General features: G+C 70.9%; 20 protein-coding genes. 14 read left to right on the top strand and 6 right to left on the bottom strand.

Going from position 1 to position 24,375, the window contains the following annotated elements; all coding sequences use genetic code 11:
* Nucleotides 1-236: 236 nt before the first annotated feature.
* From BJ964_RS28755 to BJ964_RS28745, 3 genes are read right to left on the bottom strand one after another with little or no spacing between them, the layout of a single operon-like run.
* On the bottom strand, nucleotides 237-1,586 hold the full coding sequence (locus BJ964_RS28755) for an MFS transporter (RefSeq protein WP_188123598.1): 1,350 nt from the start codon (nucleotides 1,584-1,586) through the stop codon (nucleotides 237-239).
* A complete protein-coding gene (locus BJ964_RS28750) occupies nucleotides 1,583-2,410 on the bottom strand; it encodes an SDR family NAD(P)-dependent oxidoreductase (RefSeq protein ID WP_229806779.1) in 828 nt (275 codons plus the stop codon). Before BJ964_RS28750 ends, BJ964_RS28755 begins: the two co-directional genes overlap by 4 nt.
* Nucleotides 2,407-3,666, bottom strand: coding sequence for a flavin-containing monooxygenase (locus BJ964_RS28745; RefSeq protein WP_188123597.1), 1,260 nt, complete (start codon nucleotides 3,664-3,666; stop codon nucleotides 2,407-2,409). The genes BJ964_RS28750 and BJ964_RS28745 overlap by 4 nt, the downstream gene beginning before the upstream one ends.
* A 126-nt stretch (nucleotides 3,667-3,792) precedes the next feature.
* Between BJ964_RS28745 and BJ964_RS28740 the strand changes: the two genes are divergently transcribed.
* The 13 genes from BJ964_RS28740 to BJ964_RS28680 all read left to right on the top strand — a co-directional run bounded on the left by BJ964_RS28740 (nucleotide 3,793) and on the right by BJ964_RS28680 (nucleotide 17,459).
* Complete coding sequence (locus BJ964_RS28740; RefSeq protein ID WP_188123596.1) at nucleotides 3,793-4,899, top strand: helix-turn-helix domain-containing protein; 1,107 nt, start codon at nucleotides 3,793-3,795, stop codon at nucleotides 4,897-4,899.
* Between the two features lie 78 nt (nucleotides 4,900-4,977).
* Nucleotides 4,978-6,174, top strand: coding sequence for an ROK family transcriptional regulator (locus BJ964_RS28735; RefSeq protein WP_188123595.1), 1,197 nt, complete (start codon nucleotides 4,978-4,980; stop codon nucleotides 6,172-6,174).
* A gap of 90 nt (nucleotides 6,175-6,264) precedes the next feature.
* Entirely contained in the window at nucleotides 6,265-6,762 is a 498-nt protein-coding gene (locus tag BJ964_RS28730; protein ID WP_188123594.1) for a flavin reductase family protein, read from the top strand.
* 10 nt (nucleotides 6,763-6,772) lie between these two features.
* Entirely contained in the window at nucleotides 6,773-7,837 is a 1,065-nt protein-coding gene (locus BJ964_RS28725) for an ABC transporter substrate-binding protein (protein WP_188123593.1), read from the top strand.
* Entirely contained in the window at nucleotides 7,834-8,673 is an 840-nt protein-coding gene (locus BJ964_RS28720) for an ABC transporter permease (RefSeq protein WP_188123592.1), read from the top strand. Before BJ964_RS28725 ends, BJ964_RS28720 begins: the two co-directional genes overlap by 4 nt.
* A complete protein-coding gene (locus tag BJ964_RS28715) occupies nucleotides 8,649-9,383 on the top strand; it encodes an ABC transporter ATP-binding protein (RefSeq protein ID WP_188123591.1) in 735 nt (244 codons plus the stop codon). The genes BJ964_RS28720 and BJ964_RS28715 overlap by 25 nt, the downstream gene beginning before the upstream one ends.
* A complete protein-coding gene (locus BJ964_RS28710) occupies nucleotides 9,376-10,704 on the top strand; it encodes an LLM class flavin-dependent oxidoreductase (RefSeq protein ID WP_188123590.1) in 1,329 nt (442 codons plus the stop codon). The genes BJ964_RS28715 and BJ964_RS28710 overlap by 8 nt, the downstream gene beginning before the upstream one ends.
* Nucleotides 10,701-12,017, top strand: a complete 1,317-nt coding sequence (locus BJ964_RS28705) for an LLM class flavin-dependent oxidoreductase (protein ID WP_188123589.1) — start codon at nucleotides 10,701-10,703, stop codon at nucleotides 12,015-12,017. Before BJ964_RS28710 ends, BJ964_RS28705 begins: the two co-directional genes overlap by 4 nt.
* Nucleotides 12,018-12,030: 13 nt before the next feature.
* Nucleotides 12,031-13,062, top strand: a complete 1,032-nt coding sequence (locus tag BJ964_RS28700) for an aldo/keto reductase (protein WP_407650854.1) — start codon at nucleotides 12,031-12,033, stop codon at nucleotides 13,060-13,062.
* 150 nt (nucleotides 13,063-13,212) lie between these two features.
* Nucleotides 13,213-14,277 (top strand): LLM class flavin-dependent oxidoreductase, encoded by a 1,065-nt coding sequence (locus tag BJ964_RS28695; protein WP_188123587.1) that lies wholly within the window; start codon nucleotides 13,213-13,215, stop codon nucleotides 14,275-14,277.
* 59 nt (nucleotides 14,278-14,336) lie between these two features.
* Nucleotides 14,337-15,158, top strand: coding sequence for an ammonia-dependent NAD(+) synthetase (gene nadE / locus BJ964_RS28690; RefSeq protein WP_188123586.1), 822 nt, complete (start codon nucleotides 14,337-14,339; stop codon nucleotides 15,156-15,158).
* A 65-nt stretch (nucleotides 15,159-15,223) separates the two neighbouring features.
* Nucleotides 15,224-16,630, top strand: a complete 1,407-nt coding sequence (locus BJ964_RS28685; RefSeq protein WP_188123585.1) for a GGDEF domain-containing protein — start codon at nucleotides 15,224-15,226, stop codon at nucleotides 16,628-16,630.
* 124 nt (nucleotides 16,631-16,754) lie between these two features.
* Entirely contained in the window at nucleotides 16,755-17,459 is a 705-nt protein-coding gene (locus BJ964_RS28680) for an FKBP-type peptidyl-prolyl cis-trans isomerase (RefSeq protein ID WP_229806778.1), read from the top strand.
* 46 nt (nucleotides 17,460-17,505) lie between these two features.
* Here the strand turns inward: BJ964_RS28680 and BJ964_RS28675 are convergent, their stop codons facing one another.
* The 3 genes from BJ964_RS28675 to BJ964_RS28665 form a co-directional block, all read right to left on the bottom strand.
* Nucleotides 17,506-18,429, bottom strand: a complete 924-nt coding sequence (locus tag BJ964_RS28675) for a polysaccharide deacetylase family protein (protein WP_188123583.1) — start codon at nucleotides 18,427-18,429, stop codon at nucleotides 17,506-17,508.
* Between the two features lie 371 nt (nucleotides 18,430-18,800).
* Nucleotides 18,801-20,015: a serine hydrolase domain-containing protein gene (locus tag BJ964_RS28670; protein ID WP_188123582.1), complete on the bottom strand. Its 1,215-nt coding sequence runs from the start codon at nucleotides 20,013-20,015 to the stop codon at nucleotides 18,801-18,803.
* Between the two features lie 69 nt (nucleotides 20,016-20,084).
* Nucleotides 20,085-21,284 (bottom strand): cytochrome P450, encoded by a 1,200-nt coding sequence (locus BJ964_RS28665; protein ID WP_188123581.1) that lies wholly within the window; start codon nucleotides 21,282-21,284, stop codon nucleotides 20,085-20,087.
* A gap of 136 nt (nucleotides 21,285-21,420) precedes the next feature.
* Here BJ964_RS28665 and BJ964_RS28660 point away from each other — a divergent pair, with 136 nt between their 5' ends.
* Complete coding sequence (locus BJ964_RS28660; protein WP_188123580.1) at nucleotides 21,421-23,403, top strand: cellulase family glycosylhydrolase; 1,983 nt, start codon at nucleotides 21,421-21,423, stop codon at nucleotides 23,401-23,403.
* Nucleotides 23,404-24,375 lie beyond the last annotated feature (972 nt).

Below are 24,375 nucleotides of genomic sequence, written 5' to 3'. Positions count from 1 at the left end.
CCTCCCCCTCCCGGCGCTGATCTTGGACGTTCCACCACCCTGCGCGGTGGCCAACCGTCCAAGATCCTCCACGGACGAGCCGCGGGAGCAGCCTTCCCCTCCCCCCGGACGCCGATCTTGGACGCCTCACCACCATCCGCGGTGGTCAACTGCCCAAGATCCCCTGCGGACAAGCCCCGGGACCCGCCTCCCCCTTCCGGCGCTGATCTTGGACGTTTTAGCACCCTGTGCGGTGGTCAATCGTCCAAGATCGTCGCGGAAGGGTCGCGGGACGAGTCGAGGGTCCAGCGGAGCTGGAAGAGGCAGGCCGTGGCCATCAGGATGGCGGGGACCACGGTGAAGCCGAGGAGCAGAGCGGTGTGCGCCGACTCCGGCTGCACCACCGTCCGGCCCTCGGTCGTCGCGATGAAACCGCCGAGGGCCAGGGCCGCCGAGTAGACGTAGGGGCCGACGGCGGTGCCGGTCGCCTCGGTGGCGGTCCAGACCCCGGTGTAGGCGCCCGCCCGGCCAGCGCCACGAGCTTCCGCGGCCGCCACCGCGTCCGGGACCATCGAGAACGCGAACAGTTGCAGCCCGGCGAAGGCGACACCCAGTACGACGACGACCGCGACGGCCGGCGCCACCCCGTATCCGAGCAGCGGCGCCAGCGATCCGGCCACGAACACCACCTGGCAGATCACCAGTCCTCGCTGTTTGCCGATCCGCCGTGACACCCGCGCCCACACCGGACCCGCCACCACGGCCGGACCGAGGAAGGCGCCCATGAACACCGCGGTCAGCTTGGAGTCACCGAAGACGTGTTCGGTGTAGAACGGCAGCGCGGCCAGAAACAGGTGGGTGGTCGCCCCGGTGAACAGATAGGACAGCACCAGCGCCCGGAAGTCGCGGTCCCGCCATGCCTCCGCGATGTCTCCGAGGGTGGAGTGGGCGTCGGCCGCCGGTGTCCGGAATCCGGCGTGCGCGGTAAGCCGCCGTACCCCGGTCACCGCGACCAGCCCGGACACCACCATGACCCCGGACAGCAGCAGCGCCATCCGCGCGTAGTCGCCGCGCTCGCCCGCCGCGACCAGCGCCGGCGCGGCCACCCCGGCGCCGAGCAGCCCGAGTGTCAGGAACAGCATCCGGAACATGAAGACCCGGGTGCGCTCGTGGTAGCCGATCCGCAGGTCGGACGGCGTGGTCAGGTACGGCACCTGGAAGCAGGCGAAGAGCAGGTTCCCGGCGATGAACCAGCCACCGACCCACAGTGCGGCGGCCGCCCCGGACAGCCCGGCGGGGACGGTGAACATGCCGGCCATGGCGACCGCGAGCAGCAGGCCCACCCGCAGCAGGCCGAGCCGGTGCCCGCTGCGGCGCGCGGCGGCATCCGAGCGGCTGCCCAGATACGGATGCACCACCACGTCGATGATCTTCGGCAGCAGCAGGGTCAGGCCGGCCAGGAACGGCGTCACCCCGAGGGTGTGGGTGAGGAAGTAGAGCAGCAGCAGCCCGGGGACGGTGACCCACACGCCCATCCCGATCGAGCCGGTGGCGTACGCGACGAGGTCACCGGTCCTGGTCCGGGTCCCGGTGTGCTGGGCGGTCATCGGGCACCCCCGTGGCGGGCGACGACACCGGCGGCCAGGCCGGCGCCCTCGAACGCGCCGGACCGGACCCTCCCGGCCAGGGTGCGGGCGACGATCCGGTCGGTGAGCGCCGGGAAATGGCGGGCCAGGAAGAACTCGACCGCCCCGCGCCCGGTGGTCGGCAGGTCCCGGTAGCGGCGCCGGCTCAGGGCGGCCCGCAGCACGGCACGGACCACCCCGTCGAGCGGCTCGTAGCGGCTCATGCCCTCCAGCGACAGCCCGGCGGCGGCGGTCGAGTCGTGGATGGGGCTGCGGACCGCGGACGGGTACACGCAGGTGACGCCGACGTGGGTGCCGATCTCCAGGCGGAGCGCGTCGGCGTACGCGACCAATGCTCTTTTGGAGGCGCCGTAGGCGGCGGCCAGCGGCAGCTGCATGACGGCCATCCGCGAGCTGAGCATCACGATCCGGCCACGCGAGGCGACCAGGGCGTCCACACAGGCCGCGGTCACCCGCCACGTGCCGAGCAGGTTGATGTCGAGCTGGCGGCGTACGTCGGCGCCCGGCGGCAGTTCGGCCGGGGCCGGCCCGCCGATACCGGCGTTGTTGACGAGCAGGTCGAGCCCGCCCAGCAGCTCGATCGCCTCGGCGACCGCCGCGGCCACGGCGGCGTCGTCGGTGAGGTCGCACGGCAGGACCTCGACCGGATCGTTGACGCGGGGCGCGACGTCCAGGCCGACGACGCGGGCGCCGAGCGCGTCCAGGCGGGTGCAGATCGCCCGGCCGAACGTCCCGGACGCGCCGGTCACCAGGACACGCATTCCGCGGGGGTCACGACTGCTCATGAAGAGGCTCCTCGGGCGATCTCACGGTTCATGGCGGTGACGTACCGGTCGAAGTCGATGCGCATGTGTGGCCGGCCGTGGGCGCCCCACCGGGTTACGGCCGCGCGCAGGTCGCGGTCGACGGCGCGCCGCTGGTCGGCGGCCGACGGCAGGGCATAGGCGCCGGAGAGGTACGCGGCGGCGAGCTTGGCCTGCACCTCCACGACCGGGAACGCCGATCCGGTGGACTGCATCAGCCCGACGAACGCGAGGCTCGGATCGTCGAGGTGGAAGACCCGGCGATAGAGCGGCAGGCGTTCCGGTCCCTCTCCGAGCCATCGGGAGGACAGAAACGGGATCTGTACGCGGTAGCCGGTCGCCCACACGATCACGTCGACGTCGTCGCAGGTCCCGTCGGCGAAGACCACTTTCGTCCCGTCGAGGCGCTCGATGCCCGGGCGCGCGGCCACCTCGCCGTGGGTGAGCCGGTGCAGGATGGTGTCGCTGATCGTCGGATGGTTCTGGAACAGCCCACCGGCCGGGGCGGGCAGGCCATATCGCTGCGGTGTGCCGACCGCCAGCCGCAACATCGTCTCGGCGACCCGCTGCCGTACCCGCCACGGGAGCACGGCAAGGGCGCCGCCGGTGGCGTCGGACGGCCGCCCGAACAGGTACTTCGGCACGATGTGGACGCCGTGCCGGGCGGACAGCAGCACCGGCCCGCTCGCCGTGTGGGAGGCGTCGACGGCGATGTCCATGGCCGAGTTGCCCATGCCGACGACCAGCACCCGCCGTCCCTGGAAGACGTCGGCGGTGCGGTAGTCGTGGGCGTGCATCTGCAGTCCGTCGAAGGTGCCCGGATAGCCGGGGTCGGGCAGCAGGGGTGCCCAGTTGTGGCCGTTGGCGACCACGACGGCGTCGAATTCGCCGATGCCGCCCGGGTCGGTGGTGACGGTCCAGCGGTCGCCGCGTTCGACGGCGGTGACGGTTTCGCCGTACTGGATGTGGGCGGTCAACCGGAACCGGTCGGCGTAGGCGGCCAGGTATCCGGCGACCCGCTGCGCCGACGGATAGTCGGGCCAGTCGGCGGGCATCGGGAAGTCGGCGAACTCGGTCCGCCCCCTGCTGGTGTTGAGGTGCAGCGACGCGTAGGTGTCGGTCCACAGGCCGCCGGGCCGGTCCCGCCGATCGTAGGCGGCGACCTCGCATCCGGCATCGAGCAGCGCCTTTGTGGTGGCCAGTCCGGCCGCTCCGGCGCCGATCACGGCGACACGCATGGAACTCCTAGTCACGTTGTGGTGTTTGCCAAACCGTAAGGGCTGGCAGCCGGGCTGGACATGGCGTGGAGCACGCGTTTGCGGCCCGAGGTTGTGGGCCACCACAAGGCACGGCAGCATGTCCGCATGCACCCGTCTGACGGCTGGACCGCCGTGGTCGACCTGATCGAACGCGTGATGGGCGACGAGGACCTGTTGCCGTCGGTGACCGCCGGGGTTCGCGCCACCGTGCGGGAGGTGTCGGTGCTGCCGCCGTCGGACGTCGCCGGGCACACCCGGGCCCTGCTCACCGCGGCGACCCGGGCGCTGGCCGACCGGCGCGGGCCGACCGAGGCCGAGTTGTCGTTCGTGGCCGAGCTGGGGGTGGCCCGGGCTCGGCAGGGTGTGCCGATCGAGGCGGTGCTCGGCGCGATCCACGTCGCCGAACGCGCCATCTGGGCCCGGGCCCGGGAGGTGGCCAGATCGGAGGGGGTCAGCGCCGATCGGCTGCTGGATGCTCGCGAGCTGTACGACGACTGGGCCGACGCGGTCCGCGGCCGCCTGATCACCGCCCACCGGGTGACCAGGGCGGACGCGGATCCGCGGCGCAACGACCGGGACGCGGCGATCCTGCGGCGGCTGTTGCAGGGCGGGTCGGCGGCCGCTCTGGCGGTGGCCGAGGCGGGTCTGCCGGCGTCCGGTGGCCTGTGGGTGCTGGTGGCCCGCCCGGGGTTCGACGAATCCGTGTTGCGCGAGCAGCCGCCGGTGGTGTGCGCGGTGGTGGACGGCCTGTTCGTGGCGGTGCTGTCGCGGGCGCCGTCCGCCCGTACCGGCACTGCCGGGCTGGCCGGCCCGGACGGCCCGGACCGGCTGGCCCCGGTCAAGCGCCTGGCGGTGGCCGCACTGACCGCCGCCGAGTCGACCGGCCGCACCGGTGTCGCCCACATCGCCGACGTCGCCTGGCAGGCCGCGCTGACCGACCGGGCGGACCTGGCCGCCGTGCTGCTGGACCGGCACCGCCCGGCGTGGGCGGCTCTCGGCCCGAACGCGGAACCGGTGGCCCACGCCGTTCTGGCCTGGCTGGAGAGCGACCGGGACGTGACGGTCGCCGGTGGGCGGTTGTTCGTGCACCCGAACACGGTGCGCAACCGGGTCCGGCGGTTCGCCGAGCTGACCGGCATCGACCCGGCCGGCACGTTCGGCGCCACGAACGCCTGGTGGCTGTGCCGTACCTGGCTGCGCGAGGCGACCTGACCCGGCAGTGTTACCGACCGTAAAACGTCCGGTAACGGAAAGCCGTCATCCGGCCTACGGCGGGATAATCTCGGCGGCGTGCAGCGCACGACTCGGCGCAGCGACCTGCCGTTGCCGGCCGCGCGCCGATCGCCGGACTCGACGGCGGCGGTGCTGCGAGCCGTCCTCGACCATGGACCGATCGCGCGCAGTTCGATCGCCCGGGCGACCCGGCTGTCCGCGGCCACGGTCAGCGGCATCGCGGCGTCGTTGCAGGAGCGCGGCCTGGTCCGCGAGGTGCCGGAGGCGGTGGTCCGGCCGGGTATCGGCCGCCCGCACGTGCCGCTGGACGTGGACTCCGCCGCGGTCGGCGTGATCGGGGTGCACATCGCGGTCCCCCGGGCCACGGTGGCGCTGCTGAATCTGCGCGGCCGGGTGCTGGTTCGCCATCAGGATCCGCACGGGCGCCGCGATCCGCAGAGTGTGCTGGCGGCGGTCGCCGACCGGGTGGCGGCGATCCGCCGCGAGCACGGGCGCCGCCGCCGGATCCTCGGCCTGGGTCTGGCCACCGGCGGCTGGGTGGACGGCGTCAACGGTACGGTCGTCGAGCACCCGGTGCTGGGCTGGCGTGACGTGCCGGTGGCCGCGACCCTGTCCGCCGCCACCCGGCTGCCGGTCCGGGTGGACAGCAACTCCCGGGCCCTGCTGCGTGCCGAACAACTGCTCGGACGGGTAGCCGGGGCCGCCCGCCGCAGTGCCGTGCAGATCTTCGTGGGCAACGTGGTCGACGTGGCGTTCGCGACCGGCGGCGTGATCCATCAGGGCCCGCGGTCGGCGGCCGGCGCGGTCGCCCACCTGCCGGTCGAGGGCTGTGCCGAACCGTGCTCCTGCGGCCGGATCGGCTGTCTACAGGCCGCGGTCGGCGAGCGGGCGCTGGTCCGCCGGGCGCTGGCCGCCGGCCTGATCGAACGCCCGGACATCCACGCCGTGGTGGACGCCGCACTGGCCGGCTCCGCGGGGGCGGTGGCGCTGCTGGAGGAGCGCGCCCGCCGGGTGGGCCGGGCCGCCGCCCTGCTGCTGGACCTGTTCGACCCGGACGTGCTGCTGGTGTCGGAGGCGGGCGCGAACCGGGTGCCCGGTTGTCTCGCGGCGTTGCGCGCGGAGGTGGCGGCGTGGTCGTCGGCGGGCGCCGACATGACCACCACCGTGCACCCGTCGAGCTTCCCGGAGAACGTACTGGCGGTGGCCGGCGGGGCGGTCGCACTGGATCAGGTGTACGCGAACCCCTCGATCTAGCTGGGATTACTAACTTCAGTGGGGCGCAATATTGCCTCCTAAGCCTAGCGGATTAGTATGGATTGCGAGCCCGATCGAACGGAGCCCCGCATGACCGTCATCGTTTCCCGGCCGACACCGGTCGACGCCGCACTGTTCCGCCAGGCCTTCCGCCGGCACGCCGCCGGCGTGGCCGTCGTGACCACCGATGCCGGGCGCGGTGCGGCCGGCGTGACCGTCACCTCCCTCGCGTCGCTCTCGGCCGAACCACCGCTGCTGTCGTTCAGCGTCGCCGCCACCGGCTCGGTCTGGCCGCACCTGCGCGACGCCGACACCGCGGTCATCCACCTGCTCGGCGCCGAGCACACCGCGCTGGCACAGACCTTCGCCACCAGCGGCATCGACCGGTTCGGCGCCCCGACCCGCTGGCGCCGGCTGCCCACCGGCGAACCGGTGCTGGAGGACGCCGCCGCCTGGCTCCGGATCTCGATCGAGCACCGCCACCCGGCCGGCGGCTCCCACCTGGTCATCGGCCGGGTCGAGGAGGCCGAACTCGCCGAGGAAGGCGCTCCCCTGCTCTACCACGCCGGCCACTACCACGCCCTCTGAGAAGGACGCCATGATCACGATTCCCCGGAAAGCCGTCCTCGCCGTCCTCGCGACGGTCCTGGCCACTGGCGCCGCCTGCGGCAGCGAGGAGGCCACCACCAAACTGGAACTGTCCGCCGCCCTGCCCGACAAGGTCCCCAGCGGCACCACGCTGCGCATCGGCGACCCGCAGATCCAGGCGATCCTCGGCGCGTCCGGCCTGGACGAGGAGCTGAGCGCCGCCGGTATCACCACCGAGTGGGCCAACATCAGCGGCGGCCCGCAGAGCATCCAGGCGTTCCGCGCCGACAAGCTGGACTGCAGCTCGGTCGCCGACATCCCGTCACTGTTCGCGGCGTGGACCGGCACCTCCACGAAGATCGTGTTCCAGGCGGTCACCATCGACCCGCTCGACCACCCGATCTACAAACTGGGCGTCGCGCCGGGCGTGAACGTCGCCTCGCTGGCCGACCTGCGCGGCAAGAAGATCGCCTACAGCGCCGGCCAGGCCCAGGGCGCGCTGGTCCTGCGGGTGCTCCAGAAGGCCGGGCTGAGCCAGAAGGACGTCCAGCTGATCGAGCTGACCAGCACCGGCGACTCGTACGTCACCTCACTCGGCACCAAGGCGGTCGACGTCGCCCCGATCGGGGCGCAGAACATCAAGCTGTACGAGGCGAAGTACCCGGGCGCCACCTCGATCAACACCGGCATCCGTGACGACGCGTCCACCCTGTACTGCCTCACCACGGCGGTGGAGGACGCGGACCGGGCGGCGGCCCTGAAGGTCTACGTGGGCATCCGCACCAAGGCCCTGCTCTGGGCGAACGACCACCCCGCCGAGTTCGCGAAGGCCTACTACCAGGACTCGCAGAAGCTCAGCGCGGCGGACGCCAAGGCGGTCGTCGAGATCAACGGCGACAAGGGCATCCCGGCCACCTGGGACAACGCGATCAAACGGCTCCAGGAGACCGCCGACCTGCTGGCCACCGAGCAGAAGCACGACAAGCTCGACGTGACCACGCTGGTCGACCGCCGTTTCGAGAAGGTCCAGGCGGACGCCGCCGGCGACCGGGTGGTCACGGGTGATGCCACATGACCGCCACCCTGCACACCGCCCCGGTGACCATCCCGGACACCACCGACCAGCGCGTCGTCCGCCGCCGTCTCGGCCCCGGCCACCGCATCCGGTTCTCGTTCTGGTTCGGCCCGGCGCTCGCCCTGGCCATCTGGTCGATCGGCTCGGCCACCGGCCTGATCAAACCGGCCATCCTGTCCGCCCCGTGGGACGTGGTGGTGGCCTTCCAGGACCAGTGGGTCAACCACGACCTGCTCGGCAACATCGTCGCCTCGCTCCAGCGGTCGCTGGTCGGCCTGACCCTCGGGGTGGTGACCGGCGCCGTCCTCGCGGTGATCTCCGGGCTGTCCCGGTTCGGTGAGTCGCTGATCGACGGGCCGATCCAGATCAAGCGGTCCGTCCCCACGCTCGCGATCATCCCGCTGTTCATCGCCTGGTTCGGCATCGGCGAGGAGATGAAGGTCATCACGATCGCGCTGATCAGCCTGGTCCCGATCTACATCCACACGCACAACGGGCTGCGCGGCATCGACGGCAAGTACGCCGAACTGGCCGAGACGATCGGCATCAACCACGGCGAGTTCATCCGGCACGTGGTGCTGCCGGGGGCGCTGCCCGGCTTCCTGCTCGGCATGCGGTTCGCGGTCACCTCCTCGCTGCTCGGCCTGGTGGTCGTCGAGCACTACAACGCGGTCGCCGGCATCGGCTACATGATCACGCTGGCCGAACAGTACGGGCAGACCGACGTCATCGTGGTCGGCCTGGTCATCTACGGCATCTTCGGCTACTGCGCCGACAGCGCCGTCCGCTTCACCGGGAGGAGGGTGCTGGCATGGCGACAGACGCTCGAGGGCTGACCACCGAACCGGCGGTCCGAGTCCGCAACCTGCACCGCAGTTTCAACAAGGACGGTGGTGTCCTCAACGGCCTCGACCTGGACATCGCGCCCGGCGAGTTCGTGGCCCTGATCGGCCGCTCCGGCACCGGCAAGAGCACCCTGCTGCGGGCGCTGGCCGGCCTGGACCGCGACGTCGCCGGGCACGGCCGGATCCAGGTCCCGGAGTCGGTGTCGGTGGTCTTCCAGGACTCCCGGCTGCTGCCCTGGAAGCGGGTCCTGGACAACGTGGTCTTCGGGCTGCGCGGCGCCGGCGCGGCCGACCGGGGCCGCAAGGCGCTGGCCGAGGTGGGCCTCGCCGGCCGGGAGCGCGCCTGGCCCTACCAACTCTCCGGCGGTGAGCAGCAGCGGGCCTCGCTGGCCCGGTCGCTGGTCCGCGAGCCGCAGCTGCTGCTGGCCGACGAGCCGTTCGGCGCGCTGGACGCGCTCACCCGGATCCGGATGCACGCCCTGCTGCGCCAGTTGTGCGAGAAGCACCGGCCGGCGGTCCTGCTGGTCACCCACGACGTCGACGAGGCCATCGTGCTCGCCGACCGGGTGATCCTGCTGGACGCCGGGGTGGTCGACACCGACGTCCGGGTGGAGCTGACCAACCGGTCCCGCTCCGACGCCGGATTCGCCGAGTTGCGCAGCCTCCTGCTGGACCGTCTGGGGGTGGCCGCCGATGCCTAGAAAGCTGCACCTCAACGCGTTCCTGATGAGCGTCGGCCACCACGAGGCGTCGTGGCGGTTGCCCGAGTCGGACCCGTACGCGAGCTGGGACGTGAAGCACTTCCAGAACCTGGCCCGGATCGCCGAACGCGGGAAGCTGGATTCGGTCTTCTTCGCCGACAGCCCGGTGCTCCAGGGCGACCCGGGCCGACGGCCGGCCGGGAAGCTGGAGCCGACCGTGCTGCTCACCGCCCTGGCCGCGGTCACCGAGCGCATCGGGCTGATCGCCACCGCCTCCACCTCCTACAACGAGCCCTACAACCTGGCCCGCCGGTTCGCCTCGGTCGATCACGTCTCCGGCGGCCGGGCCGGCTGGAACATCGTCACCACCGCCGGCGCGGACGCGGCCCGCAACTTCGGCCTCGACGACGTCCCGGCACACCGCGACCGGTACGAACGTGCCGCCGAGTTCGTCGAGGTCACCACGAAACTGTGGGACAGCTGGACCGACGACGCGGTGATCGCCGACAAGGCCGCGGGCGTCCACGCCGACGCGGCGAAGGTCCGGCCGATCAACCATCGGGGCCGCTGGTTCCGGGTGGACGGGCCGCTCAACGTGCCGCGCTCCCCGCAGGGCTGGCCGCTGCTGGTGCAGGCCGGCTCCTCGGAGGACGGCCGGCAGTTCGCCGCCCGCTACGCCGAGGCCGTGTTCACCGCCCAGCAGACCCTCGCCGAGGCCCGGGCCTTCTACGCCGACCTCAAGCAGCGGGCGGCCGCGCTGGGCCGCGACCCGGACCACATCAAGATCCTGCCCGGGATCGTGCCGGTCATCGCCGCCACCGAGGCCGAGGCCCAGGAGCTCGACGCCGAGCTGGAACGGCTGATCAGCCCCGAGTACGCCCGGCGGCAGCTCGCCGAGCGCTTCCAGCTCGACCCGGCCGACCTGCCCCTGGACGAGCCGCTGCCGGAGAACCTGCCGACCGAGGACGAGATCGAGGGCGCCAAGAGCCGCTTCACGCTGATCGTCGACCTGGCCCGGCGGGAGAACCTGACGGTCCGGCAGCTGATCGGCCGGCTCGGCGGCGGCCGCGGCCACCGCACCTTCGCCGGCACCCCCGAGCAGGTCGCCGACACCATCGAGGACTGGTTCCACAGCGGCGCCGCCGACGGCTTCAACATCATGCCCGCGGTCCTGCCGTCCGGCCTCACCGCCTTCGTCGACCAGGTCGTGCCGATCCTCCAGGCCCGCGGGCTGTTCCGCACCGACTACGAGGGCACCACCCTGCGCGACCACTACGGCCTCCCCCGTCCCGTCAACAGCCTGGAGCTGACATCCGCATGACCCGGCAACTGCACTTCAACCTGTTCCTGCACGACACCGGCCACCACGAGGCGTCCTGGCGGCTGCCCGAGTCGGACCCGAACGCGAACCTGTCGCTCGCCGCCCACCAGCACCTGACCCGGGTCGCCGAGGACGCCAAGTTCGACTCGGTGTTCCTGGCCGACAGCCCGGTGCTGTGGAGCGACCCGGGCCGCCGCCCGGCCGGAAAGCTGGAACCCACCCTGCTTCTGGCCGCGCTGGCCGCGACCACCACCCGGATCGGGCTCATCGCGACGGCGTCCACCTCGTACAACGAGCCGTACAACCTGGCCCGCCGCTTCGCCTCGCTGGACCACCTGTCCGGCGGCCGGGCCGGCTGGAACATCGTCACCACCGCCGGGGAGGCCGCCGCCCGCAACTTCGGCCTCACCGACCAGCCACTGCACAAGACCCGGTACGAACGGGCCGACGAGTTCCTCCAGGTCTCCACGAGACTGTGGGACAGCTGGACCGACGACGCGATCGTGGCCGACAAGGAGTCCGGCGTCCACGCCGTCCGCGACCGGGTCCGCGACATCGACCACCACGGCACCCACTTCCAGGTGCAGGGTGCGCTGAACGTGCCGCGCTCCCCGCAGGGCTGGCCGCTGCTGGTGCAGGCCGGCTCGTCGGACAACGGCAGGGAGTTCGCCGCCAGGTGGGCGGAGGCGATCTTCGTGGCCAACCCGACCCTCGCCGAGAGCCAGGAGTTCTACGCCGACATCAAACGCCGTGCCATCGCGGCCGGCCGCGACCCCGACCACGTGGTCGTGCTGCCCGGCATCGTTCCGGTGATCGGCGACAGCCCGGCCGAGGCCCTCGAACGGGAGGCCGAGCTGGAACGGCTGATCAGCCCCGAGTACGCGGTCGGCACGCTGGCCACCGTCCTCGGCGTCGAGGTCGAACGGCTGCGCCTGGACGAGCCGCTGCCCACCGACCTGCCGGAAGAGGACGAGATCGAGGGCCACAAGAGCCGCCGCACCCTGGTCGTGGAGTGGGCACGGCGCGACAACCTGACGGTCCGCCAGCTGATCGGCAAGCTCGGCGGCGGACGTGGTCACCGCACCTTCAGCGGTACGCCGGTGCAGGTCGCCGACACGATCCAGCACTACTTCGAGAACGGCGCGGCCGACGGCTTCAACATCATGCCCGCGGTCCTGCCGTCCGGCATCGAGGCGTTCGCCACCAAGGTGGTGCCGATCCTCCAGGAGCGCGGCCTGTTCCGCACCGAGTACACCGGCCGCACGCTGCGCGAACACTACGGCCTGCCCGCCCGGCGAACACTTTGGAGTTGATCAACCGATGAGTATTCCCCTGCGGCCGTTCGGGCGTACCGGCGTCAAGGTCAGCGCGCTGGCGCTGGGCACCATGATGTTCGGCGAACGCGGCAACCCCGACCACCACGACAGCATCCGGATCATCCACCGGGCCCTGGACGCCGGCATCAACCTGGTGGACACCGCCGACGTCTACAGCCAGGGCGAATCCGAGGAGATCGTCGGCAAGGCGCTGAAGAACCGGCGCGACGACGTCTTTCTGGCCACCAAGTTCCACGGCCAGATCGGCACCGACCCGAACCACTTCGGCAACTCCCGCCGCTGGATCGTCCGCGAGGTGGAGCACAGCCTGCGCCGGCTGCGCACCGACCACATCGACCTCTACCAGGTGCACCGCCCGGAGGAGGACACCGACTTCGACGAGACCCTGGGCGCCCTGTCCGACCTCGTCCACCAGGGCAAGATCCGCTACATCGGCACCTCCACGTTCGAGCCGTCGGCGATCGTGGAGGGCCAGTGGATCGCCGAGAAGCGCGGCCGGGAGCGTGTCGTCTCCGAGCAGCCGCCGTACTCGATCCTGGCCCGCGGCATCGAACGCGAGGTCCTGCCGATCGCCCAGAGGTACGGCCTCGCCGTCATCCCGTGGAGCCCGCTGGCCGGCGGCTGGCTCTCCGGCAAGTTCCGGGCGGGCGCCCCGCAACCCGCCACCACCCGCGGCGGCCGCCAGCCCGGCCGGTTCGAGATCGGCGCGCCGGAGAACGCCGGCAAGCTCGCCGCCGTCGAGGCCCTCGCGCTGCTGGCCGAACAGTCCGGCCTGTCCCTAATCCATCTGGCGCTCGGCTTCGTCCTGGAACACCCGGCCGTCACCGCCCCGATCATCGGCCCGCGCACCCTCGAACAGCTGGAGGACCAGCTCGGCGCGGCCCAGGTGCGGTTGAGCCGGGACGTACTCGACGAGATCGACAAGATCGTGCCGCCCGGCGTCACACTGTCCGCCCGTGACCAGGGCTACCAGCCGCCGTCGGTGACCGATCCGGCCCGCCGCCGCCGGAGCGCCACATGAGCGAGCTTGCGAGCGAATCATTGGGCTCAGTCTTGAACTCATGGCGGCGCCGGAGCGAAGCGGAGGTGCCGACATGAGCGAGCTTGCGAGCGAATCATCGGGCTCAGTCTTGAACTCATGGCGGCGCCGGAGCGAAGCGGAGGTGCCGACATGAGCGCGACCTTTCTTTGGTACATCCCCAACACCGTCGACCCCGGGCATCGCGGCGACGACGCGGTCGACGGCTACGGCACCCTCGACCACAGCGTCGACCTGGCCGTCACCGCGGAACGGCACGGCTGGTCCGGCGCGCTGATCGGCACCGGCTGGGGCCGGCCGGACACGTTCACGGTCGCCACCGCGCTCGCCGCCCGGACCACCACGTTCCAGCCACTCGCCGCGATCCGGCCCGGTTACTGGCGGCCCGCGCACTTCGCCAGCGCGGCCGCCACTCTCGACCGGTTGTCCGGCGGCCGGCTGCTGATCAACATCGTGAGCGGGCAGGACAATCTCGCCGCCTACGGCGACATCGAGGTAGATCAGGCCACGAGGTACGCGCGGACCAGGGAGTTCATGCGCATCGCGCGGCGACTCTGGACCGAGGAGAACGTGACGTACGCGGGTGAGCACTTCAGCGTCACGAATGCCACGGTCGTGCCCCGCCCGTACCGGAATGGTCCTCGCCTCTATTTCGGTGGCGCGTCAGCCGCCGCCGAGAAGGTCGCCGCGACCGAGGCCGATGTGCAGTTGTTCTGGGGTGAGCCGCTGGACGGCGTCGCCGAGCGCATCGACCGGCTCCGCACGCTCAGCCGTGACCTGGACCGGGATCTGCCGCCGCTGGAGTTCGGGCTGCGGATCACCACCCTGGTCCGGGACACCACCGAGCAGGCCTGGCACGACGCCGAGGAGAAGGTCGCCGAGATGGCGGGCCGCACCGGCAGCACCGAGTTGCTGCGCCGCGCCGCGGTCGGCCAGCAGCGGCTGCTCGACCTGGCCGACCGTGGTGAGGTGCTGGACAGCTGCCTCTACACGGCACCCGGCAAATACGGCGGAGGCGGCGCCGGGACGACCTGGCTGGTCGGTTCCGCCGACGACGTGGCCGCGGCCCTGCGCAAGTACGCCGACCTGGGCATCAGCCACTTCGTCCTGTCCGACACGCCGTACAAGCGGGAGACCGCCCGGGTGGGCGACGCGCTCATCCACCGGCTGCGCGAGCCGGTCCCGGCGGCCACCTGACCCACGGCCGGGCGTGGAGTCCGCGGCGACCCGGACTCCACGCCCAGTACAGTGCGACGATGGCGAACCTACGCAAACAGATCCTGGCCGAGCTCGGCGTGAATCCGTCGATCGCACCCGCGGACGAGATCCGGGAACGCGTCGGATTCCTCAAGGACTACCTCCGGTCGACGCCGGCCACCGGCCTCGTGCTGGGGATCAGCGGAGGACAGGACAGCACGCTGGCCGGAAAGCTGTGCCAGCTCGCCTGCGAGCAACTGCGCGCGGAGGGCCACGACGCCACGTTCGTCGCGGTGCGGCTGCCGTGCGGCGTACAGGCCGACGAGCACGACGCGCGGATCGCGCTCGACTTCATCGACCCGGACCGGTCGATCGCGGTGAACGTCAAACCGGGCGCCGACGCGGTGTCCGGCGCCGTGGCCGCCGGTTTCGAGGAGCTGCGCGACTTCGTCCGCGGCAACGTCAAGGCCCGCGAGCGCATGGTCGCCCAGTACGCGATCGCCGGGCAGCTGAACATGCTCGTCGTCGGCACCGACCACGCCGCCGAGGCGGTGACCGGCTTCTTCACCAAGCACGGTGACGGCGGCGTCGACGTCACCCCGCTGACCGGCCTGACCAAACGGCAGGGCGCCGCCCTCCTGCGTGAACTGGGCGCGCCGACGAGCACGTGGCAGAAGGTGCCGACCGCCGACCTCGAGGACGATCGCCCCGGGCTGCCCGACGAGGCGGCGCTCGGGCTCACCTACGACGAGATCGACGACTACCTGGAGGGCACGGACGTCACCCCGGAGGTGGCGGGCCGCCTCGAATCGCTCTACCTCGCCACCCGCCACAAGCGGGCCCTGCCGGTCACCCCGCTCGACCACTGGTGGCGCCCCTGACCCGCACCCCCGAAGCGCTGGCATCGCTTCCTCATACCCGGCCCGGCGCGGCCGATAGACGGAACGTGTTGACGCCGCGTCTGTACGTTGCGCTGACCGGCCTCGCCGTGGTGACCTACCCGGTCTGGCCGGCACATCAGCAGGGCTGGCTGCTTCTGGCGGTCTGCCTCAGCCCGCTGCCGGCCCTGGTGACGGGTCTGCGCCGCACCACGCCAGGGGCGGCGCGGGTGGCCTGGTGGTTGCTGCTGGCCGGGACCGTCGTCTACGACGTCGGCAACGCCGTCTGGGCATGGCGGCTGGCGGAGGCCGGAAGGGCCGCCGCCGACGCCGACAGCGTGGTCAGGCTCACCATGATCACGGGCGGCGCACTGATGCTCGCGGCATCGCTGACCGTGGTGCTGCGACGTGGACGCGCGGACACCGGCGGGATCATCGATTCGGTGATCGCTGCCATCGGGCTCAGCGGCGTGCTCTGGAGCATCGTTCTGTTCCCGGCGATGACCGCTGACGGCATGTCCACCGACCAGCAGATCATCCGGTTCCTGAACGTCTTCCTGTTGGCCGGCACGCTGGGCGGGATGCTGCGGGTCTCACTCGTACCCTATCGACCGTCGGCACCGGTGCTGTTGCTCTGCGCGTCCGTCGCATTCGCGTTGGCTCAGAGTGTGTCTGCCGTGATCGGTGCAGGCTGGCAGAACATCCCTTACATGGCGGCGTTCGTCGCGGTCGGCGGCGCGGCGCTGCATCCGTCGATGGCACAGATGACCGCGCCGGGCCCGACCCCGGTCGACGACCTGACCACCGGCCGGTTGGTCTTCCTCGGCATCATGCTCGCGATCGCCCCGGCCATCGGCGGGGTCCGGGCAGTGCTGGGCCTGCCCTCCGACGGTTTGCTGCTGGCGATCTCGTCGGTCGTGATGATCCCACTGGTCATGGCGCGGATCGCCCGGCTCTCCCGCGCCCGCCGAGCGGCCGAGGCCGCCTTGCACCGGCTGGCCACCTCCGACTCGCTGACCGGACTGCCCAACCGCGCCGCCTCCGTCGAGCGGATCACCCGGGAACTCGCCGCCGGACCGGAAGATCTGGCCGTGCTGTTCTGCGACCTGGACGGCTTCAAGCCGGTGAACGACCGTCTCGGCCACGCCGCCGGAGACGCGCTGCTCATCGGCGTGGCCGAACACCTACGAGCCCGTCTGCGGGTCGAGGACCTGGTCGGCCGCTTCGGTGGCGACGAATTCGTGATCGTCTGCCGCGGCCCCGGGGCTGCCGACGCGATGGTCGACCGGGTCCGGACGCTGGCCGCCCGACCGTTCACCATCGGTGGCGAGCAGGTACGCATCGGCGTCAGCGTGGGCGTCGCCGACGCCCAGCCACACGACACCACCGACGCCATCCTCACCCGCGCCGACCTCGCGATGTATGAGGCCAAGAAACGCAAGAAGGTCGGTGCCCTCAGCGTGGCCTCGGCGTAGCGGTACGCGCGGGCACGGCAGGGCCGGGCAGTGGACGCGATCGGGCAGTGGATCGCCGGGTGTTCGGGCTGATCTTCGAGCTTGGCGGTCGGCCTCGCACAGCAAGCTGTCGTATTGTCGTGCGGTGCCTGAATCCGTACCGAGCCGCGGTAATGCGGCCGTCAAAGCCGCCGCCCCCGGCCCGTCCCGCAAGAGCGGACCGCCGCTGAAGACCAAGGCCGAGAAGCGGGCCGAGGCCAAGGTCGCCAAAGCGCGCGCCCGGGCGGCCCGCAAACGCCGCGAGACGCTGTCGGTGGCCGGCGCCGCCGCGGGTGTGCTGGCTCTGGTCGTCGGGCTGATCGTGTGGATCGGCAGCACGTCGTCGCCGTCGTCCTCCCCCACCGCGAGCACGAGCACCGATGCCGGCGTGGACGCCGCCGCCACCAGTCCGGCGTTCCCGCCGCTGCCCCCGGGCGCCGACGCCGCGCTGGGCACGAAGCCGTCCGTGTCCAAGGGCACCGGCGCCGTCACCGAGCTCAAGTCGACCACCCTCGTCGAGGGCACGGGCGCGGCGGTCCAGTCGGGTCAGACGGTCGACGTGAACTATGTCGGTGTGACCTACGCCGACGGCGAGGAGTTCGACTCCTCCTGGAGCCGGTCCGAGCCGTTCAGCTTCCAGGTCGGGGCGGGCAACGTCATCAAGGGCTGGGACCAGGGCCTGCTCGGGGCGAAGGTGGGCAGCCGGGTGCAGCTCGACATCCCGGCCGACCTCGCCTACGGCGAGAAGCCGAGCGGCGGCCAGCCGGCCGGCACGCTGCGATTCGTCGTCGACGTCCTGGCCGCCTCCTGACCCTGGTCACCGAGCGAGTCCGGCGCCGCCGGGGCCGGGCTCGCTCTCAGTCGGCGACCGACCCACGACGGGTGCTCGACCCCGTACCGGAATGGGGTTTTCCGGGGTTGAACCGGTCGGCGTGGGAAGAGGGTTGTCCGGACGGTGTGGGCCGCGCCGGCATGTAGTCCTCGAGCAGCGCCGGGGTGAGGCCCGCCCGGCGGATGGCCTTGAGGGCGGCGACGAAGTCGTCGCGGAAGGCCTCGCGGAAGTGCATCAGGATGATGTCGCCCGGCTGGACGCGCTTGCCCTCCTGATAGCGGACCTTGCCCTTGTGCACGGTCTCGGTCCACATGAACGCGGCCGTCATGCCGCAGTCCTTGGCCGCCCGCAGCGTGGTGTCGTCCTTGTTGCCGAAGGGCGGCCGGAACAGGGTCGGCCGTTTCCCGAACCAGGCGCCCAGCTTGTCGGCCGAACCGCAGATCTCGCGGCGCTGGAAGTCGTAGGAGCGGCCGCGAAGGTTGGGGTGGGTGACGGTGTGCGCCTCGATGGCGGCCCCGGCGTCGAGCATCGGCTTGAAGTAGCCGGGGTCGTCCTTGACGGCGTCGGTCGTCAGGAAGAGCGTGACCGGCACGCCCGCGGCCGCGACCAGTTCCTGGCCCTCGGGCAGTTTGAGGTAGCCGTCGTCGATGGTCAGGAAGGCGACCTTCTGGGTGGTGGGGATCCGCCGCAGATATTCCACCTTGTCGCCGGCCGGCAGCGTGATGGGCTGTGGTTCCGGGGCGGGCGCGAAGTCGGGGATGCCGTAGCGTGCGCGCTGGGCCGACCGGGTGGACTCGAGGGTCGGGGCGGCCGGGCTCGCCGGCGACGTGGTGGGGGCGGCCGGCGCCGAGGACGGTGTGACCGGCGGGGTCGGGCCGGTGGAGCAGGCGGCCAGCAGCGCGGTCATGCCGGCCGCGGTTATCGCACGAAAAGTCCTCGTGTTCCCCATCCGCGCGATTCTGGCGTCCCCGATGTGAAGCCGGGGTCAAGCCCCCCCTCGGGTTGAGTAATCGGTCACCTGCCGTTTGTGTGACGTACATCTCAAAGTAACGTTTTCGCCACTCGTCCGCCCAGGTCAGGGCCACCCACGGCGCCGGCCTCGGCCCGCCGATGGTCAATCTGTTCACTCTTCTCCCCTAGTCTCGCAACCAGTTCACCGAGTGTCGGACCGCTCACTTTGCGTGAGCATTGCGCTGAATGGGAGGCGTCATGGCGAAGGACAAGAAGAAGGACAAGAAGGATAAAAAGGGCAAGAAGAGCAAGAAGAAGTAGTGTCGCCGCGTCTCGCCGGGGCGAACCCGGCGAGACGCCGCGGTCAGGTCAGCCGCCCGCACCACCGCCGGTCGCGACACCGGTGATCGCCTGCGTCTCCTGGGCGATCAGATCCATCAGCGACACCCCGTCGGCGTCACGGTTCACGAGGATGACGCCCACCCAGCCGGTGTCCGGGTAGATGCTCCAGTTGGCGCCGACCCCGGGATTGCCACCCGCCCGCTGCAACGACCGCTGGCCGCCGACGATGTCGATCACCGTCCCGTAGGACCCGAACGACGACGGCCCGTGCGGGATCTTCGCCGACGTGAACACCTCGGCCCACGGCCGGTCGAGCACCGTACCGTCACTGAGGCCCCGCGCGAACCGGACCAGATCCGGCGCGGTGGCGAAGCCACCGTCACCGGGCGCGTCGACGAAGGCGCGGCCCGGGTTCTTTCCGAGCACATACGGGTACGAGCTGCCCAGCTCCAGGTGGCGCAGCGCGTCCACCACCCGCCCACCGTCCACCCGCATGTACGGATGGGCGACGTCGGCCCGGGTCAGCCACCGCGGCCGGGTGTGGAACGCCGCCCCGGTCATCCCGCACCGCCGGAAGATGTTCTCCTCGACGTGGTCCCAGTACGGCTGCCCGGTCACCGCCTCCACGATCAGCGCCGGAATGGTGGTCTCCGCCTCCGCGTGGGTGGTGCCGGGAACACCCGGTACGCCCACCAGCCTCGCCCGCCGGACCCGCCGCTCGTGGTAGCGGTGCACCTCGTCACGGCTGCCGAAGACGCGGTGCACCTCCTCGGCCGGCATGTCCAGCCCGGACGTTCCGGACAGCAGGTGGTGAATGCTCACCTTCTCGGCGACGTCCGCGGCGAACCCGGTCAGGTGCTTCCCGACCGGGTCCGTCAGTTGCAGCCGCCCCTGCTGGGCCAGTTGCAGGATGGCCACCGCGTGGAACGGCTTGCCCGCCGAGCTGAGGGTGAACGCGGTCCCCTCGTGGTTGCGGATCCCCCGCTCCTGATCGGCCCAGCCGTAGGCGCGTGACAGCACGGTCCGGCCCCGGTGCGACAGCAGCACCACACCGGAGAACCGCCCCTCGGCGGCCAGCCCCGCCACGTACCGGTCGTAGGCTCCGCCGGGCCGGGTGGCCGGTGGGATCCGCCCCGCGGGCTCGGCGTGGACGGATCCCGTACTCACGAACGGCGCGCCGGCCGCCACGCCGGCCCAGGTCATCACGCGCCGCCGGTCGATGCCACGTCTCGAAATGTTCATGCGTCCACTCAAGACGTACGCCTGTTGCGGTGCCGTATGCGGTTTTCGATACGCCCACGACAGCTCGGGTCAGAACGTGACCTGGAGGGAGACGAGCCGGTGACCGAACGGCGGGGTCGGTTCCCGGTCCGGGGTCTCGTAGGCGGGGCGCAGGTCCGGGCACCGGTCGAGCAGGATCCGCAGGCACTCGTCGGTCTCCATGCGGGCGAGCGCGGCGCCCAGGCAGTAGTAGGTGCCCATGCCGAAGGCGAGGTGCCGGTTGCGTTCGCGGGCGATGTCGAAGACGTCCGGGTCTCCGAACACCGCCGGGTCGCGGTTGGCGGCCATCAGCGCGAGGTAGACGTGCTGCCCGGCCGGGACGGTGTGGCCGGCCAGTTCGACGGGTTCGGTGGCGATGCGGCCGATCACGCCGGCCGGGCCGCCGCAGCGCAGCATCTCCTCGACGGCGGAGGGCATCAGGTCCGGATCCCGGCGAAGCCGGTCCCGCTGGTCAGGGTGGTCGAAGAGCAGCACGAGCCCGTTGGCGATCAGGTTGGCGGTGGTCTCGTGGCCGGCGAAGAGCAGCAGGACGCAGTTGGCGACCGCCTCGTCCTCGGTGACGATGCCCTCGGCCTCGGCGGCCATGAACATGCTCAGCACGTCCTCGCGGGGCGCGCGGCGCCGGTCGGCGGCGAGGACCCGCAGGTAGTCGTGGAATTCGAGCATGCTGCGCTGGGCCTCGCGCAGTTGCTGCACGTCGCCGTTGCCGAAGACCGGCAGGATGTCGCGGGACCAGGCCTGGAGCTGCTCGCGGTCGCTGACCGGCATGCCGAGCAGTTCGGCGATCACGTTGGCGGGCAGCGGGTAGGCCAGGTCGTGGACCACGTCCATCTGGCCCTTCGCGGCGACGGCGTCGAGCAGTTCGTGGGTGAACTCGCGCACCCGGGGCCGCAGCCGGTCCACCATCGCCGGGGTGAAGTAGCGCTTGAGCAGCTGCTGGAAGCGGACGTGGTCGGCGGGAACGGTGTGGCCCATCCACATCTCGACAGCCCGGCGGACCGGGCCGAGCTCCTCGTGCTGGAGGGCACGGGCCATGTTGGCGCTGTCCATGCGCTTGTCCCGCAGAGCGGCGTTGACGTCGGCGTACCGGGTGAGCAGATAGGCGTCGAGCGGGGGCAGCCAGGCGAGCGGGCTTTCGGTCTGGATCCGGCGCAGATAGCCGGTGGGGTTCGCCATCGCCTCGGGAGTGAACGGGTCGTAGTCCTGCACTGTCGCGGCATGGTTACTCATGGTGCCGATTCTGGCCGAATTGCGTGATCGTCATCTATCCTGCGTTTCTTAAACTCGCTAACTTTCCTGGTTGACCCACTGGGAGCGCGGCCATACGGTGACATCGATCACACTCGATGTAGCCAGGAGAACGCGCATGAGGAGTCGCATCGTCGCCGTGCTGGCGGCCGTGCTCGGTTCGCTCGCCGCGACCGCACCGGCCGCCGCGGCACCGGAATCGCCACCGACGTCGGCCGGGTTCGTGGTACGGGACGGCCACCGGCTCGAGCTGAACGGGAAGTCGTTCCGGTTCGGCGGGACGAACAACTACTACCTGTTCTACAAAAGCCGGCAGATGGTCGACGACGTGTTCGCCGACGCCCGGGCCGCCGACTTCACCGTGATGCGCACCTGGGCGTTCGGTCTGATCGGCAACGCCGACGGCAGCAATTCGGTGGCGCCGGCACCCGAGGGCGTCTACTTCCAGTACTGGGACGGCGAGAAGCCCGCCTTCAACGACGGCCCGAACGGGCTCGAACGCCTGGACTACGTCATCGACGCGGCCCGCCGCAGCGGCATCAAGCTCGTGCTGCCACTCACCAACAACTGGTCCGACTTCGGCGGCATTGATCAATATGTACGCTGGCGCGGCGGTCAATATCATGACGACTTCTATACGGATCCAGTCATCAAGGGCTGGTACCGCGACTACATCGATCACGTGTTGAACCGCGTCAACACGATCACCGGGGTCAAGTACAAGGACGACCCCACGATCATGACGTGGGAGCTGGGCAACGAGCCGCGCTGCAAGGGTTCCGGCGTCTACCCGCAGAGCTCCGGCTGCACCACGCAGACGATCACAGCGTGGGCCGACGAGATGTCCCGGCACATCAAGAGCATCGACTCGAAGCACCTGGCCAGCGTCGGTGACGAGGGCTTCTTCTGCGACGGGCCGGACGCCCCGGACTGGATCGACAACTGCGGCGAAGGCATCGACACCATCGCGCTGACCAAACTGCCGGCCATCGACGTGATGTCGTACCACCTGTACCCGGACGGCTGGGGCAACCGCACCGCGCAGTGGGGGTCGGACTACATCACCCGGCACAACAAGGCGGCCAGGGAACTGGGCAAGGCCTCGATGCTGGGCGAGTTCGGCTGGAAGAACAAGAGCACCCGCAACCCGGTCTACCAGCAGTGGATGAGCGACTTCACCCGTACCGGTGGAAGTGGTTTCCTGTACTGGATCCTGTCCGGATCACAGGACGACGGCACGCTGTACCCGGACTACGACGGATTCACCGTCTACTGCCCGAGCCCCGTGTGCACGACCATCACCAACGCCTCCCACGAGATCGCGTCAGGGCAGCGGTCACTGCCGCCGGTCGCCGACCACGACACCGCGGTGACCGAGTTCGACACGCCGGTCACCCTGCGGCCGACCGCGAACGACATCGCCTACCGCACCAAGGTCCAGCCGGCCAGCGTCGACCTGGATCCGGCCACACCGCAGCGCCAGACGACCCGGACGGTCACCGGCGGGACGTTCACGGTGGCCACCTCCGGCGACCTCACCTTCACCCCCGACACCGGGTACGTGGGCCGCGCGGCCGTCCCCTACACGGTCAAGGACCAGGCCGGCCGGACGTCGAACGTGGCGACCGTGACGGTGACCGTGAAACCCGACCCGGCCGCGGTGGCGGTGCTCGCCTCGTTCGAGACCGGCACCGAGGGCTGGGCGTCCGCACCATGGCAGGCCAACGGCGGCACGGTCGAGCAGACCACCGAATTCGCCACCCACGGCACCCACGGTCTGCGGATCAACGCGGCCGACGGCGGATGGTTCGGCGTCACCTTCGCCGAGCCGGTCGACCTGTCCACCCGGAGCGCGCTCAAGTACGACCTGCGGACCAGCCCGACGGCCGGCACCAACGCGGCGATCGCGGTACAGACCGGCTCCGGGCTCGCCTGGTGCCAGTCGAACTTCACCTGGGTCAACCAGGACACGACCACGACCGCGACCATCGACCTGCTGTCCGCGATGTCCTGCGACAGCACGGCACTGGCCGACGTCCGCATCCTGTGGATCTACATCAACCCGGGCACCGTCGACATCGACCACGTCCGGGCCGAATGATCCGGCGCCTGTCCCGGACGGCCGTCCCGTCCGGGACAGGCGCTACAAAACCTTTACGGTCAAGGTCCGCGTTCCGCTTCCAGCTTCTTTTCCTTGTACGAGTGTTCTCGTCCCGTCCCATCAGGGCCGTCCCGTCCGGTCGGCGCGCGCTCGCTGCCCACCCCAGCCTGTGCCGCGCCCGCCGGGCTGAGATCCGTTGGCCACCCCCGCATGTGCCGCCACTCGCGCCGGGCGGGTGGCAGCGGTGGTGCCTGCCAGGCAACCGGGGCGCCACTCCCAGCCGTCACGCCACTCCCCGCCAGGCGGGTGGTTGCGGTCGTGCCTGCCAGGCAACCGGGCCGCCACTCCCAGCCGTCACGCCACTCCCCGCCAGGCGGGTGGTTGCGGTGGTGCCTGCCAGGCAACCGGGGCGCCACTCCCAGCCGTCACGCCACTCCCCGCCAGGTGCGTGGTGGCGCTTGATGCCGATCGCGCCACGAGGAACCCGCCAGAGTTCACTCACCGTGACCGCGATCTTGGGTACGTGAGGGTGCGTGGTACATCCGTGCTGTTCTGGAGCCTGTTTCTCGGTTGTGGGTGGCCGCGATGTCGCGTCGCGCATTCGGATGGCTGCGGCGTCACCCCGACTCACCGGTGATCTTGGGCGATGGTGGCTGTCGGGCCTTTCTTGATTCCTGGTTGTTGTCCGGCGGTCAACCATCGCCCATGATCTATTTCCGCTGGAAGACATTGGGTTATCGGATACATCCGGGAGTCTTCTCCTTGGGCGTTTGCGGTTCGACGTCAAGCGCCCGGTCGGGCGAACCACCAAATAGGGACGCCGTTCGGCGCGCTAGGTGGAAATGGGGCTTTCGCGGGGAACAGATGCCCGTTTCGCCCGCTTTGCATGCCGACGCTCTGCGATCTTGAACGATTGGTCACCCGAGACGGTGATAAATCGACCAAGATCGCTCAGGGTGACGCGTCCGCTGG

The organism is Actinoplanes lobatus, from assembly GCF_014205215.1.
Classification (GTDB): domain Bacteria; phylum Actinomycetota; class Actinomycetes; order Mycobacteriales; family Micromonosporaceae; genus Actinoplanes; species Actinoplanes lobatus.
Note: the sequence above shows the minus strand (reverse complement) of the source record. Positions and strands in the feature narration are given on the sequence as shown.

What these genes read in the sequence shown, in the direction of transcription:
- BJ964_RS28755 (WP_188123598.1), bottom strand. Translation starts at nt 1,586, where the DNA reads ATGACCGCCCAGCACACCGGGACCCGGACCAGGACCGGTGACCTCGTC.
- BJ964_RS28750 (WP_229806779.1), bottom strand. Translation starts at nt 2,410, where the DNA reads ATGAGCAGTCGTGACCCCCGCGGAATGCGTGTCCTGGTGACCGGCGCG.
- BJ964_RS28745 (WP_188123597.1), bottom strand. Translation starts at nt 3,666, where the DNA reads ATGCGTGTCGCCGTGATCGGCGCCGGAGCGGCCGGACTGGCCACCACA.
- BJ964_RS28740 (WP_188123596.1), top strand. Translation starts at nt 3,793, where the DNA reads ATGCACCCGTCTGACGGCTGGACCGCCGTGGTCGACCTGATCGAACGC.
- BJ964_RS28730 (WP_188123594.1), top strand. Translation starts at nt 6,265, where the DNA reads ATGACCGTCATCGTTTCCCGGCCGACACCGGTCGACGCCGCACTGTTC.
- BJ964_RS28725 (WP_188123593.1), top strand. Translation starts at nt 6,773, where the DNA reads ATGATCACGATTCCCCGGAAAGCCGTCCTCGCCGTCCTCGCGACGGTC.
- BJ964_RS28720 (WP_188123592.1), top strand. Translation starts at nt 7,834, where the DNA reads ATGACCGCCACCCTGCACACCGCCCCGGTGACCATCCCGGACACCACC.
- BJ964_RS28715 (WP_188123591.1), top strand. Translation starts at nt 8,649, where the DNA reads ATGGCGACAGACGCTCGAGGGCTGACCACCGAACCGGCGGTCCGAGTC.
- BJ964_RS28710 (WP_188123590.1), top strand. Translation starts at nt 9,376, where the DNA reads ATGCCTAGAAAGCTGCACCTCAACGCGTTCCTGATGAGCGTCGGCCAC.
- BJ964_RS28705 (WP_188123589.1), top strand. Translation starts at nt 10,701, where the DNA reads ATGACCCGGCAACTGCACTTCAACCTGTTCCTGCACGACACCGGCCAC.
- BJ964_RS28695 (WP_188123587.1), top strand. Translation starts at nt 13,213, where the DNA reads ATGAGCGCGACCTTTCTTTGGTACATCCCCAACACCGTCGACCCCGGG.
- nadE (WP_188123586.1), top strand. Translation starts at nt 14,337, where the DNA reads ATGGCGAACCTACGCAAACAGATCCTGGCCGAGCTCGGCGTGAATCCG.
- BJ964_RS28675 (WP_188123583.1), bottom strand. Translation starts at nt 18,429, where the DNA reads ATGGGGAACACGAGGACTTTTCGTGCGATAACCGCGGCCGGCATGACC.
- BJ964_RS28670 (WP_188123582.1), bottom strand. Translation starts at nt 20,015, where the DNA reads ATGAACATTTCGAGACGTGGCATCGACCGGCGGCGCGTGATGACCTGG.
- BJ964_RS28665 (WP_188123581.1), bottom strand. Translation starts at nt 21,284, where the DNA reads ATGAGTAACCATGCCGCGACAGTGCAGGACTACGACCCGTTCACTCCC.
- BJ964_RS28660 (WP_188123580.1), top strand. Translation starts at nt 21,421, where the DNA reads ATGAGGAGTCGCATCGTCGCCGTGCTGGCGGCCGTGCTCGGTTCGCTC.